Here is a 14191-nt window from a genome sequence, read left to right as displayed (position 1 = left end):
AACTGTAATAAAAAAAGCTTTGCTGTTACGATAACAGCAAAGCTTTTTTATAGACTATGACTATGTTGTTTTTCGAAATCCTCAAATTGCTCTTCAACTTCTTTTGAAGGTTGAGTTAGTAAACTAACGATTATGATTGCTAGTAAACTAATTGTGAAACCAGGAATCATTTCATATAAGAAGTTTGTTAAGAATTTAAATTGAGTCCATATAATAACAGTCGCGGCACCAGAAATCATACCAGCAAGCGCGCCCCATTTCGTCATACGTTTCCAATATAGACTTAATAAAATAGCTGGTCCGAATGAAGAACCAAATCCAGCCCAAGCGTATCCAACAAGAGCTAAAATCGTATCATTTTGTTTAAACGCTAATGCGCACCCAACTAAGGCGATACCAAGAACAGCCATACGACCGACAAATACAAGCTCTTTATCAGAAGCAGAACGTTTAAAGAATGTATGATATAAGTCTTCTGTTACAGCACTTGAAGTAACGAGAAGCTGAGATGAGATTGTACTCATAATTGCAGCTAAAATCGCTGCTAATAAAAATCCAGTAATAAGTGGATGGAATAAAATTTTTCCAAGCTCAAGGAAAATTGTCTCTGGGTTAGATAATGTCAAATCTTGTTGTGAATAGTAGGCAATACCGATAAGACCAGTAAACATAGCTCCGACAACAGAGAAAATCATCCAGCTCATACCAATTCTTCGTGCGCTTTTAAGTTCTTTTACAGAAGAAATTGCCATAAAGCGTACGATAATATGAGGTTGTCCAACATAACCAAGGCCCCATGCGAATAAGGAAACAATTCCTAAAGTGGAGGCACCTTTAAAAATATCTAAACGTGTTGGATCTACAGATCGAATTGTATCAAATGCAGGTCCAAGTCCGTTTGCATTCATAATTGTTACGATAGGAACAAGAATAAGAGCAACTACCATAATGATTCCTTGCACGAAGTCTGTCCAACTTACAGCTAAGAAACCACCAAATAATGTGTAAGCTACAACAACGCCTGCTACAATGAATAATCCAATATGATAGTTCATACCAAATGAATTTTCAAATAATACAGCGCCTGAAACTAGTCCTGAAGCTACATAAAAAGTAAAGAAAATCATAATAACAAGTCCGGATACTAAGCGTAGCATGTGAGATTTGTCGTGGAAACGGTGTTCCAAAAATTCTGGAATAGTAATAGAGTTGTTTGCAATTTCAGAGTAGGTACGTAAGCGAGGAGCGACATAAAGCCAGTTTGCGTATGCGCCTAGTGTTAGGCCGATCGCAATCCAACTACTACTTAATCCAACGCTAAACATTGCACCGGGTAATCCCATTAAAAGCCAACCACTCATATCAGATGCTCCAGCACTTAATGCTGTTACTGCGGGGCCTAGTGTACGCCCGCCAAGCATATAATCTGTTAAGTTGGACGTTCGTTTGTAGGCGAAATAGCCGATTACTAACATCCCGAGCATGTAAATAGAGATAGAAGTTAAAGTTAACATCTGCGTACTCATGTAGTTCCCCTTCCTTTTGTCATGTCTTTTGATGCATTTTGCATATTTATAATCTATCATGATTATTCTGGAAAATCCATATACAAATATGAATTTTCAGAAATGTAAGCGTTTTTTGACATCGTTTTACTTTTTAAATATATAAATTTCAGACGAAAAAACCTTAATTTTAATAGAGTATTTATTATATTTACATAAAAACACGTTGTTTTGTCAATATAATATTGAAAGAAGGGAGAAATAATTTTTTTTAAAAAAGTATTGACTTGTGAAAAAAGTTAGGTCTATAATGAGTGCAACTTAAAAAAATGCAAGCGTTGATGAAGAAGAGTACACATGATGAACATGTCAGAGAGCTGATGGTTGGTGCGAATCAGTATGGAATTGATGTGGAATGGGCTTCGGAGCTTCCAAACCGAAACGAAAGAAGTAGGCTTTGGCGACATGATCTCATCGATATAAGAGACACGTATTGTTTTTGATACGGTAAAGTGCGTTACGTTTGTAACGAATTAAGGTGGCACCACGGGAGTACCCGTCCTTTCTATAGGATGAGTACTCCCTTTTTGTGTATAAAAAATTAAATATGTTAAATCGTTTAAGTAAGAAGAGTACGTATATTGGAGACGTTACAGAGAGCCGGGAATAGGTGGGAGCCCGGTGCGGTGCCATATACGGAATGGGCTTACGAGAGGTATGCTGAACAATTGTTTTCAGTAGGCAACCCGGGTTCCGCCGTTACAAGGATAAGGTATATATTTTGTACCTGAATAAAGCGGGATGCTTTTGCGTCCAACCTGAGGTGGTACCACGGTAAATTTATCGTCCTCTACATATTTCGATATGTAGGGGACTTTTTTATTTTTCAGAGTGAGGTGAAAGGCATGATGACAAAAGAGGAATTTATGAAGCAAAAAGAACAAAGAAAAACATTTTTAGTAATCGCTGAAGAAGAAGGAGATAGCATTACGCCAATTTCTTTATATAGACGTATGAAGGGAAAGAAAAAGTTTTTACTAGAAAGCTCACAGCTTCATCCAGATAAAGGGCGCTATTCTTACTTAGGGTGTAATCCATATGGAGAAGTGAAAAGCGTCGGTATAGAAGTAGAACGAACGATGTATGGGCAAACAGAAAAGTTGCAAGGTAACGTATTGCAAGTGTTAGAAGAGGTAATCGCACCATCGCTAGTAGAGAGTCCATTCCCATTTTGCGGAGGAGCAGTTGGTTATATTGGTTATGACGTCATTCGGCAGTATGAAAACATTGGAGCAGATTTACACGATCCATTAAATATTCCAGAAGTACACCTTTTACTATATCGTGAGTTTACCGTTTACGATCATTTACGCCAAAAGTTTTCATTTGTATATGTATGCAGGGAAGACGATTCAGCTTCTTATGAAGAAGTATACGAAAGATTGCAAGTATACAAAGAGGAAGTGCTAAAGGGAGAAGAAGCGGAAGTAAATGAAATACAATCAACATTATCATTCACTTCTTCCATAACGGAAAAAGAGTTTTGCGAAATGGTAGAAACGGCGAAAGAACATATACGAGCCGGGGACATATTCCAAGTCGTATTATCTCAGCGTTTGAAAAGTGAGTGTAAAGGCGATCCATTTGCACTATACCGAAAACTTCGTATTGCAAACCCGTCGCCATATATGTTTTATATCGACTTTCAAGATTACGTTGTACTCGGTTCTTCGCCGGAAAGTTTGTTATCAGTTAGAGAGGATAAAGTGATGACGAACCCAATTGCGGGTACGAGACCGAGAGGGAAAACGGAGCAGGAAGATGAGGAAATCGAAAAAGAACTGTTAGGAAATGAGAAAGAGCGGGCGGAGCATATGATGCTTGTGGACCTAGGGCGAAATGATATTGGCAGAGTAAGTGAAATTGGATCTGTGATGATAGATAAATATATGAAAGTAGAAAAATACTCTCACGTTATGCACATTGTATCTGAAGTTTACGGAACATTGCGAAAACGAATAAGTGGATTTGATGCATTAGCGTATTGTTTACCAGCGGGTACAGTATCAGGTGCTCCGAAAATTAGAGCGATGGAAATTATTAATACGTTAGAGCATGAAAAAAGAAATGTATACGCCGGAGCAGTTGGATATATTTCATTCTCAGGAAATCTTGATATGGCGCTAGCAATTCGAACGATGGTTGTAAAAGACGAGAAAGCGTACGTTCAGGCAGGAGCGGGTATCGTCTACGATTCAGACCCGGTTGCTGAATATGAAGAAACATTAAATAAAGCGAGAGCGCTTTTGGAGGTTATGAAATGATTGTACTTATCGATAATTATGATTCGTTCACATATAACTTGTATCAACTATTAGGCGAGTACGAGAAAGAAATTGTTGTCGTAAGAAATGATCAAATAACAATTGAACAATTAGAGGAGATGAAGCCGAAAGGAATTGTGCTCTCACCAGGACCTGGGAAACCAGAAGATGCTGGAATTTGTATCGATGTTATTCGTCATTTTTATAAGAACGTTCCCATCTTAGGAATTTGCCTTGGCCATCAAGCAATCATATCCGCATTTGGAGGAGAAATTGTTAGAGCAGAGCGCATTAAACACGGAAAAACATCGCGTGTGAAACATAACGGAACGTCAATCTTTTCGTACGTAACGCAGCCGTTAACAGCAATGCGTTACCATTCACTCGTCGCAGTGCAAAATAGTTTGCCGCAGTGTTTTGACATACTTGCGACAGCGATGGATGACGGAGAAATCATGGCAGTTCGTCACAACTATTATCCGCTCTTCGGATTACAGTTTCACCCAGAATCAATTGCAACAGAAGAAGGTGGAAAGTTAATACGTGCCTTTTTAGCAGAAGTGAAAGAGGAGGAGAGAGTATGAACAGTTATCTTCGAAAATTAGTAGAGGGACAACATTTAACAGAAGAAGAAATGTATGAAGCTGGACTTCTTTTATTAAGTGACAACATATTGGAAAGTGAAGTTGCAGCTTTCTTAGTATTGCTGAAAGCGAAAGGCGAAACAGCAGAAGAAATATACGGTCTCGTTCGTGCTCTTCGCGAAAAGGCATTACCGTTTTCAAATCATATAAAAGGCGCGATGGACAATTGTGGAACGGGTGGTGACGGTGCGCAAACATTCAATATTAGTACAACATCGGCATTTGTACTTGCCGGAGCTGGTGTAAAGGTTGCGAAACATGGAAACCGCGCTGTTTCTAGTAAAACAGGAAGTGCTGATTTATTAGAAGAACTCGGTGTAAACATTAGTTGTACGCCAGGTGAAATTGACTACTTATTAGAAATTGTAGGGATTGCCTTCTTATTCGCACCAGCGATGCATCCAGCATTAAGACGCATTATGAAAATAAGAAAAGAATTAAACGTTCCGACGATCTTTAACTTAATTGGACCGTTGACGAATCCGGTTAATTTAGAAACACAATTTGTCGGTATTTATAAGCGAGATATGTTATTGCCGGTAGCGGAAGTATTGCAGAAACTTGGCAGAAAACAAGCGCTCGTCGTAAACGGAAGTGGCTTTTTAGATGAAGCATCATTACAGGGAGAAAATCATGTCGTCGTTTTAAAAGATAATGAAATAGTAGAAATGAGTATTGATCCAGAAAAGTATGGTTTTTCAAGAGTGAAAAATGAAGAAATTAGAGGTGGGAATTCAAAAGAAAATGCAAAGATTACACTCGGAGTATTAAGCGGAGAAAAGAGTGTCTATCGCGATACTGTTTTATTAAATGCAGGTCTAGCCCTTTTCGCAAATGGAAGAGCAGAAACGATTGAAGAAGGAATTACACTAGCGGCACATAGCATTGACTCTGGAAAAGCATTAGCCAAACTAAACTTATTAATTGCAGCAAGCCATGAAAAATTAGAAAGGGTGAATTAAAATGGGGACGATTTTAGACAAAATTGTAGAGCAAAAGAAAGTAGAAGTTGCGGAGTTATATGAAACATATTCACCAGTGAAAGAAAAAAGGAAAACACACTCACTTGTAAAAGCTTTAGAGCAGTTTACTGTAATAGCAGAGGTAAAGCGAGCGTCTCCATCAAAAGGTGATATTAATTTACACGTTGATGTGCCAAAACAAGTGAAAACATATGAAGAATGCGGTGCTGGAGCAGTTTCGGTTTTAACAGACGGTCAATTTTTTAAAGGGTCGTTTCACGACTTAGAAACGGCAAGAGCAGAAAGTAACATTCCGCTTTTATGTAAAGATTTTATAATCGATAAAATCCAAATTGATAGAGCGTATGAAGCAGGAGCAGATCTTATTTTATTAATTGTTGCAGCATTGTCAAAAGAGAAATTAAACGAGCTTTATAACTACGTGCTAGAAAAAGGATTAGAAGCGATTGTTGAAGTTCATGATGAACAGGAATTAGAAATTGCAATCCGATTAAATCCGCACGTTATCGGTATTAACAACCGTAATTTAAAAACATTTGAAGTAGATTTAAGCCAAACTGAAAAGCTCGGAAAACGACTGAATGAGGAAAACCTACTTTGGATTAGTGAAAGCGGCATTCATTCAAAAGAAGATATTATTCGCGTCAAACGAGCTGGTGCAAAAGGTGTATTAGTTGGAGAAGCACTTATGACATCATCTTCTATAAGTAACTTTTTCGAAGACTGTAAGGTGAACATATGAAAGTGAAAATTTGCGGCATCACTGATGTTGAAACAGCAAAACATGCTTGCGAATACGGAGCAGATGCAATTGGATTTGTTTTTGCAGAAAGTAAGCGGAAAATCACCCCAGGGCTAGCGAAAGAAATTATTGGGGAAATTCCAGTCCACGTTTTCAAGGTAGGTGTTTTCGTAAATGAATCAGTAGAAGTGATCCAAAAAATTGCAGAGGAGTGCGGGTTAACGCATGTGCAACTACATGGGGATGAAGACAATCATCAAATTAGGAGATTGAATATTCCGTCTATAAAAGCAGTAGGAGTAGCTTTAGAGAAAGATATTGAATGTGCGAAAAAATACGATACAGATTATCTGTTATTTGATAGCCCGAAAGAAAAGTTCCACGGAGGAAACGGAAAGACATTCTCATGGGAGTTACTCGCACATATGCCAAACGAGTTGCGAGAGAAAACGATATTAGCTGGCGGATTAAACATCCTTAATATAGAAGAAGCAATTCGAACCGTTCAGCCATATATGATCGATGTGAGCAGCGGAGTAGAGACAGAAGGAAAGAAAGATCTAAAGAAAATAAAACAATTTATTAAAAAAGCGAAGGAGTGTTCAAAATGAACTACGCATATCCAGATGAAAAAGGTCATTACGGTATATACGGAGGACGATACGTTCCAGAAACGTTAATGCAATCCGTATTAGAATTAGAAGAAGCATATAAAGAAGCGATGCAAGATGAAGCGTTTCAAAAGGAATTAGATCATTATTTACAAACGTATGTTGGAAGAGAAACACCGCTTTATTTCGCTGAAAATATGACGAAGTATTGCGGCGGAGCAAAAATCTATTTGAAACGTGAAGATTTGAACCATACGGGAGCTCATAAAATTAACAATACAATCGGTCAGGCACTTCTTGCGGTAAGAATGGGTAAGAAGAAAGTTGTCGCTGAAACAGGAGCAGGACAACACGGAGTTGCAACAGCTACTGTATGTGCACTTTTCGGTTTAGAATGCGTCATCTTCATGGGAGAAGAAGATGTGAGACGACAAAAATTAAACGTGTTTCGAATGGAATTACTCGGAGCAAAAGTAGAAAGCGTTGCGGCAGGTAGCGGCACGTTGAAAGATGCGGTAAACGAGGCGCTGCGTTACTGGGTTTCACATGTACACGATACGCACTACATTATGGGATCAGTTCTCGGGCCACATCCATTCCCGCAAATTGTTCGTGATTTCCAAAGTGTAATTGGGAAAGAAACGAAAAAGCAATACGAAGCGTTAGAAGGAAAATTACCAGAAGCAGTCGTTGCTTGTATTGGCGGTGGTAGTAATGCAATGGGAATGTTTTATCCGTTCGTACACGATGAAGAAGTTGCTCTTTACGGTGTTGAAGCAGCTGGAAAAGGTGTTCACACAGAAAAGCACGCAGCCACTTTAACGAAAGGAAGTGTCGGTGTTTTACACGGATCGATGATGTACCTTCTGCAAAATGAAGAAGGGCAAATTCAAGAAGCGCACTCTATTTCGGCAGGGCTGGATTACCCAGGTGTTGGGCCAGAACATAGCTTGCTAAAAGATATTGGCCGCGTTTCTTATCATTCCATTACAGATGAAGAAGCGTTAGAAGCATTTCAATTATTAACGAAAAAAGAAGGGATTATCCCGGCATTAGAAAGTTCACATGCTGTTGCATACGCTTTAAAACTAGCGCCGCAAATGAAGAAAGACGAAGGACTTGTCATTTGTTTATCCGGCCGCGGTGATAAAGATGTAGAGAGTATAAAACGTTATATGGAAGAGGTGTAAAAAATGGGAGTAGAAAAAATTATAGCAGCGTTTGAAAATGGCAAGAAAGCATTTATTCCGTATGTAATGGGCGGAGATGGTGGACTTGAAAAGTTAAAAGAAAGAATTCGTTTTCTTGATGAAGCAGGAGCAAGCATCGTTGAAATTGGTATCCCATTTTCAGATCCAGTCGCAGACGGTCCAACTATTCAAAGGGCAGGAAAAAGAGCATTAGATAGCGGTGTAACATTGAAAGGTATTTTTCAAGCATTAATAGAGGTGAGGCAAGAAGTTCAAATTCCATTTGTACTTATGACATATTTAAATCCAGTACTCGCATTCGGAAAGGAACGTTTCATTGAGAGCTGTCTTGAAGCAGGGGTGGACGGTATTATCGTTCCAGACTTACCGTATGAAGAACAAGACATTATTGCACCGCTCCTTCGCGTGGCGAATATCGCTTTAATTCCACTCGTTACCGTAACGAGCCCTATTGAACGAATCGAAAAAATCACGAGTGAATCACAAGGATTCGTCTACGCCGTTACAGTAGCGGGCGTAACGGGAGTACGTCAAAACTTTAAAGATGAGATTCGTAGTTACTTAGAAAAAGTAAAAGCACACGTCCACTTACCAGTAGTCGCAGGATTCGGTATTTCAACACGAGAGCAAATTGAAGAAATGATTACAATATGTGACGGCGTTGTCGTTGGAAGTAAAGTCATTGAGCTGTTAGAAAATGAAAAGCGAGAAGAAATTTGTGAGTTAATACATGCAGTAAAAGAAACAGAAGAGGCTTAAGTCTCTTCTGTTTCTTTTGTGTAATAAATGTTAAAATATACAGAAAATACTTATAACTTAGAGGGTGAGAAGGCATGCTAAGACGTAAACTATTATATCTTTTTTTAACTGTACCATTATACGCTTGGCTCATTAGCATGACGAAAATAGAGTTGATGGCTCTGTTTTTAGGATATGTATTCATCTTTTCCCAATTAAATCGAATACAAGAGCAATCTATTTTAGAAGTATGTATATTTTCGATTAGTATAGAACTATTTAGTATCGTTTCGATTGTATTATTAAGTGAATTATTCCAATGGATCCATTCATTTGAATTAATAAAACTTGGGAATATTGTATTGCAAGTAATATGTGCTTATATTGTGTTTGTTGTACTAGAAAAAATGATTGGACAGCAGACGGTTTTTCAGGATAAAAGATAAAATATTAGTTATTCAAAAAAGGAGCCAAGCGGCTCCTTTTTAAAATCTGTTATAAAAATAATTGAAAATCATAACATCTGTTATATAATAGTTAAAAATTGCAATTTTTACGAAAAGAGATGATAGCATGGCCATATTGTTGGCACTTATCCCAATTATGATGATTTTTATTTGTTTATTTTTGTTTAAACAAACGTCATTAAGGGCTTCATTAATTTCTTATGCCGTTTCTGTCGGAATCGTTTTACTTTCGCCAACGTTCCAATTAGGGATAAGTGAAACTGTGCACGCAACGATTAAAGGTTGGTTAATTTGTTTTATTGTCGGATACGTTTTATTTTTCGGTATTTTTTTATTTCACCTCATGAACAAAATGGGGTACATCGATCAAGTAGCGCGTTTTCTAGAAGAAGTTACGCACGATCGCTTACTACAAATGCTTCTTATGTGCTTTGGCATTTGTCCACTTATTGAATCAGTAAGTGGATTCGGAATTGGTTTTATGGTCGCAGCACCTATTTTTCTTTCGCTCGGTTATAAACCGTTTCAAGCTGTGCTATTATCGTTTATCGGTTTACTTGCAAGTTCATGGGGCGCGATGGCAACGGGTACGATTATCGGTTCTCAGCTTATTAACATGCCGCTCACAACTCTTGGTACAAATACAGCATTATTAAGCATCCCGATTTTCGCATATTTTATCTTCCTTTCTTTATACGTTGTCGGTGGCTGGCAGGCAGTTATAGAAAAGTGTAAGGAAGGAGTAGGATTCTTTCTATTATTTTCTCTCGGAATCTATCTTTCTAACGCATACGTAAGTGTTGAACTTGCAGGGATATTAAGTTCTATCGTTACCATTACATTTGGCTTTCTAATCATTAAATTAAAAGGCAAAAGTGAGCAAAACTTTATAACAGAACATGCGGCGACTGCAGAGAGAGAAGTATCTATTATAAAAATTATTAGCCCTTATATCTTTTTAACAGTTTGTATTTTACTTTCCCGCCTCGTTCCAGTATTACATGATTTTCTTAGGTCATATGCAGTTCTCGATTTAAAATCATATTCTTACAAACTAGAGCTACTATATTCACCAGGATTTTGGCTCGCTATGACTTGTTTATTTACAATTATTTTCTTCCGCATTCCATCAAATATTATTAAACAATCACTCTCACAAACGATAAAACAATGGATTCCTTTCGCTATTACAACGACAATGTTTATCGCAATTTCAGAACTAATGGGTGCATCTGGTATGCATTCATTACTCGCAAAAACAGCTGGTGAAACATTTGGGACATTTTTCGTTTTCGTTGCTCCTTTCATAGGCGGAATTGGCGGCTTTTTAACAGGTAGTAACGCAGGATCAAATGCGATGTTTATAAAGCTACAAATGCAAACAGCGCAAAACGTAGCGATCCCGTGGCAATATGTCACAACACTCCAAAACACCGCATCATCAGTAGCCACAATCGCTTGTCCATCACGGATTACACTAGGCGCGTATTTATGTAATATCCCTTATCGTGAAAATGAACTATTAAAGAAGACGACGTTAATGATTTTTGGTGCGGTGTTGCTTGTAGTGGTGGAGGTTATTGTTTGGTATATGTTGAGAAAATAAGAAATCCTCCTGGGAAAGGAGGATTTTCTTTTTATATGGATAATGCCTAAAGTATGAAAAGCTTCTACTAAATGAATAGGAGATGAAAGAGATGCCCTTAAAAAACTACGGTGTATTAAAAGGTACAGTTGTACAATCTAAGATTGGAAAAGGGAAAACACCTCATTATCAAGTTCATTTACAAGGCGAAGCAGGAGTTAATTATCGCATTACAATTAACGTGAAATCGCAAAGCTATCCGTCGGAAGTTTTATATTTTGCGAGTAACAATATTCGATCAGAGGCGATTCATATTTTACCGACATTACCGTTCGGTTTTACGGAAGTGAAAAACAATGAGCCGAAAGTAGCTTTAGATTATGTAAGAGGTAATTTATTTGATTCAAAGCAAATGATTCCTTTACCTGCTGAAAAATCGGGATCTGATAATGATTTAAATGAGAAAATAGAACATTATATAAAAAGAGCAATAGATGAGAAAGCAATTATTTATGCGTTTGGTGAAAGGTGGGGACCAGAAGAAAAGGTTCCGGATTCGTATTTCCACTTTACACCTGGAAACGGTATACACGATATTCATATGAATCAAGGGAATGTAGAGAAATGGCAAGGTGATGATGGCAAATGGCAAGACGGTGGGATATTGATTCACTTTGAGAAGAAGGAAGAGTGGATTGGTATTTTTCTTGCCTTTCAGTCACAGTCATGGTGTACCGATGAAGAAGGGCACGCTCGTGTTCCGGTTGAGCATTGTGATTATAAGAGGGAGAAGTGATAAGAAGAGCTAGTTCTAAATGAACTAGCTCTTCTTATCGTGAGCGAGGTATATGGCATGGAATGGTGAGATTATGTTTGCAATATTAAAAGCAGTGATAGAGTAATCGATTTTCATTCGTATTAGAAAGTAGGTACCAATTAGCAGTACAAGGAGGTCTACGCTTGAAGATAACAGAAGAAAATGTTGTGCAACAAATTCAACAACGTAATGAAAAGAGCATTACGTTCATTATCCAAACATATGGAGGTTTACTCAGCGCTATTATTAAACGATATGTATATAGTAATCAGCAAGATTATGAAGAATGCTTAGATGATGTATTATTAGCCATTTGGTTTCATATCGATTCATTTGATTCAAGTAAAAATACGTTTAAACAATGGATAGCAGCCATTGCTAAATATCGGGCAATTGATTATCAGCGGAAAAATGCGAGAAATCAGCAACAAACTGTCTGTACAGAGATTAATGATCGTCTGTATCAAGAACAAAGAAAACAAAATGACTTCTTAGACGTACAGGAATTGCTTAGTGAGTTGTCAGCAACAGAGCGTAACATTTTTGAAAAGTATTATTTAGAAGGTGTACCGTCTCGTGAAATTGCATCCCACCTTAATGTGAAAGAGTCATGGATTCATAACAAACTGTCACGCGGACGAAAAAAGCTCAAACAGATTTTTATTTTTAAAAATGGAGTGTGAGGGCATGTCTATTTATAAAGAGTTAAATGATATTCAGTTGGACATCACAGAGTTTGAGGAGACTCCCTTAACCAAAATAGAGGAAAAGCAGTGGGAAAAACGTGTGAAAAATAAGCTACGCAAAAATAAAAAAACAAAAAAATGGTTCGGAGTCGCAGCAGCTTGCATGTTAATTGTCAGTATTATAGTGCCACTTGGACAAACATCTTTAGCAAATATGCCATTTATTGCGGGATTGATTGAAAAATATATTGATAAACAGCAACCACTTGACTATTCTCCCTATAAAACGGCTATTGGGAAAACTGCTGAAAATAAATACGGTAAACTGACGTTAAATGAGGTATTAGTGGATGACAATAAATTATTCATCAGTTCAACATTTGAGCCAGCGAAGGGTGTGAAATTTGATTATCAAACATATTTAATTCCACAGGTACGAATAAATGGGCGTGACTTTTCTAATACAAAGGATGCACAATCAATTGAAGTAAATGATTCTATGTTTACAATTTACGGTGGTATCGAGTTAAGTGAAATGCCACAAACTGATGAACTTCAAATCGAAATTACTTATGATACATTCAACAGGGATACTGTAATTGAGCAACCATGGATATTTGATATTGAAGTATCGCAAGCTCAGTTGATGAAAGAGAAGCAGACGTTTGATTTAAATGAAACAATTGTTTTATATGATGGCAATAAAGTAACTGTTAAAAAAGTAGTTTCTACGCCGATTTCCACAACGATTTATTATGATGTGACACAAAGTACAAATGAAGATATTTATTTTAAAATCGAATCAGAATCTGGGGAAGCACATACATTTAAAGAGGTGGTTATATCGAATGAAGATGGCGGTATTTCTTTTAGTAGATTTGATGGAATAAATGTAGCGGTGGGAAAATATTCACTTGTACCGTATTCGGGGAAAGAAAACAAAAAAATTGGACCACCTATTCCGATTCAATAACTTATTAAAGCTGATAAATAATTATTTAAGGAGAGAAGAGGACGTTCACAACGAACGTCCTCCTCTCATTTTATAAAACCCAAAACTAACAAGTGTAGAAATAGAAGAGAAAAGAAGCGCCACACTAGAAAATGCAATGAAATACATATTATATTTCATAACTTTGCCGATTAGTTGATTACTATCGTACTGAAAAAGTCCTGCTATTATATTGAATAAAAATAATATGATAAACATGACGATAACACCGTCTATTGATCCTTTAATGTCTGGTTTACTTAAAGCGATATGTGCGGAAATGCAAATAACGATAAATAAAAATAACCAAAATGAAGGATTCAATAAATTGCTAAATGTAAATAAGCTTTTCAATAATACAAACGTCGATAGTAGCATGTTTTGGATCATGTCTAAGTTAATAGAAGTCGATGTAACAGTTTTTTCCAGATTCGTATTAAATAAAGAATATGAATCTGGTACGAAATAGCGCATTAAAAGTATTAAGGCAGTAATCCCAGAAATAATAGGACCGATGCCGATAAAGAAATTACCGATTCGTTGGTATACGCTTTTTTGATTGTATTGATGTTGTACGTAACCTAAAGCCCCCTGACTTGTATCTGTTGGGAAAAACTGCGTTGCTACAATTTTATGACGAAATAATAGACACATAATTGCATGTCCAAGCTCATGAACGGGAACACCAATCCACGCGGTTAAAAGAAAACCTTTCCTACCAAAAGCTCTCGACCAATACGTTCGTGTGAGAGATTCTAAATAACCTAATATAAATCCAATTACAATGATGACACCAATTAAAGAAAATAATTGGATCACACTTGTAAGGAGTGTTTGAAAAATCGAGTTTACAAATTCCACTGTCTTCATCCAATCTGTTTAAAGTT

General features: G+C 37.2%; 14 protein-coding genes and 2 other annotated features. Of the genes, 12 read left to right on the top strand and 2 right to left on the bottom strand.

Annotation, left to right across the window (positions count from 1 at the left end):
- Positions 1-47: 47 nt before the first annotated feature.
- Positions 48-1526, bottom strand: coding sequence for a sodium/proline symporter PutP (gene putP, locus BG05_RS24945; RefSeq protein ID WP_002125993.1), 1479 nt, complete (start codon positions 1524-1526; stop codon positions 48-50).
- Between the two features lie 308 nt (positions 1527-1834).
- Positions 1835-2072 (top strand) — a binding site (T-box leader).
- A gap of 42 nt (positions 2073-2114) precedes the next feature.
- Positions 2115-2359, top strand: a binding site (T-box leader).
- Between the two features lie 51 nt (positions 2360-2410).
- Between putP and trpE the strand changes: the two genes are divergently transcribed.
- The 12 genes from trpE (at position 2411) to BG05_RS24880 (ending at position 13286) form a co-directional block, all read left to right on the top strand.
- Positions 2411-3829 carry an anthranilate synthase component I gene (gene trpE, locus BG05_RS24935; RefSeq protein ID WP_002125995.1) on the top strand — a complete coding sequence of 473 codons (1419 nt, stop codon included), beginning with the start codon at positions 2411-2413 and terminating at the stop codon, positions 3827-3829.
- Positions 3826-4413 (top strand): anthranilate synthase component II, encoded by a 588-nt coding sequence (locus tag BG05_RS24930; protein ID WP_002086924.1) that lies wholly within the window; start codon positions 3826-3828, stop codon positions 4411-4413. Before trpE ends, BG05_RS24930 begins: the two co-directional genes overlap by 4 nt.
- Positions 4410-5435, top strand: a complete 1026-nt coding sequence (gene trpD / locus BG05_RS24925) for an anthranilate phosphoribosyltransferase (protein ID WP_002125997.1) — start codon at positions 4410-4412, stop codon at positions 5433-5435. Before BG05_RS24930 ends, trpD begins: the two co-directional genes overlap by 4 nt.
- Position 5436: 1 nt before the next feature.
- Positions 5437-6198: an indole-3-glycerol phosphate synthase TrpC gene (gene trpC, locus BG05_RS24920; RefSeq protein ID WP_002125998.1), complete on the top strand. Its 762-nt coding sequence runs from the start codon at positions 5437-5439 to the stop codon at positions 6196-6198.
- Complete coding sequence (locus tag BG05_RS24915) at positions 6195-6809, top strand: phosphoribosylanthranilate isomerase (RefSeq protein WP_002186404.1); 615 nt, start codon at positions 6195-6197, stop codon at positions 6807-6809. The genes trpC and BG05_RS24915 overlap by 4 nt, the downstream gene beginning before the upstream one ends.
- Positions 6806-7999: a tryptophan synthase subunit beta gene (gene trpB, locus BG05_RS24910; protein ID WP_002086917.1), complete on the top strand. Its 1194-nt coding sequence runs from the start codon at positions 6806-6808 to the stop codon at positions 7997-7999. Before BG05_RS24915 ends, trpB begins: the two co-directional genes overlap by 4 nt.
- A 3-nt stretch (positions 8000-8002) precedes the next feature.
- Entirely contained in the window at positions 8003-8779 is a 777-nt protein-coding gene (gene trpA / locus BG05_RS24905; protein WP_002011422.1) for a tryptophan synthase subunit alpha, read from the top strand.
- Between the two features lie 74 nt (positions 8780-8853).
- Positions 8854-9204, top strand: a complete 351-nt coding sequence (locus BG05_RS24900; RefSeq protein ID WP_016126699.1) for a DUF4029 domain-containing protein — start codon at positions 8854-8856, stop codon at positions 9202-9204.
- Between the two features lie 127 nt (positions 9205-9331).
- Positions 9332-10831, top strand: coding sequence for an L-lactate permease (locus BG05_RS24895; protein WP_003188030.1), 1500 nt, complete (start codon positions 9332-9334; stop codon positions 10829-10831).
- A gap of 91 nt (positions 10832-10922) precedes the next feature.
- Positions 10923-11606, top strand: a complete 684-nt coding sequence (locus BG05_RS24890; protein WP_033733843.1) for a DUF2278 family protein — start codon at positions 10923-10925, stop codon at positions 11604-11606.
- Between the two features lie 164 nt (positions 11607-11770).
- Positions 11771-12310, top strand: a complete 540-nt coding sequence (locus tag BG05_RS24885) for a sigma-70 family RNA polymerase sigma factor (RefSeq protein ID WP_002126008.1) — start codon at positions 11771-11773, stop codon at positions 12308-12310.
- Positions 12311-12314: 4 nt separating this feature from the next.
- Positions 12315-13286 (top strand): DUF4179 domain-containing protein, encoded by a 972-nt coding sequence (locus BG05_RS24880; RefSeq protein WP_003188036.1) that lies wholly within the window; start codon positions 12315-12317, stop codon positions 13284-13286.
- Positions 13287-13331: 45 nt separating this feature from the next.
- Here BG05_RS24880 and BG05_RS24875 read toward each other — a convergent pair whose 3' ends face one another.
- Positions 13332-14165, bottom strand: coding sequence for a hypothetical protein (locus tag BG05_RS24875; RefSeq protein WP_016126701.1), 834 nt, complete (start codon positions 14163-14165; stop codon positions 13332-13334).
- Positions 14166-14191: the final 26 nt, after the last annotated feature.

Origin of the sequence: Bacillus mycoides (assembly GCF_000832605.1) — a bacterium.
GTDB classification, from domain to species: Bacteria; Bacillota; Bacilli; order Bacillales; family Bacillaceae_G; genus Bacillus_A; species Bacillus_A mycoides.
Note: the sequence above shows the minus strand (reverse complement) of the source record. Positions and strands in the feature narration are given on the sequence as shown.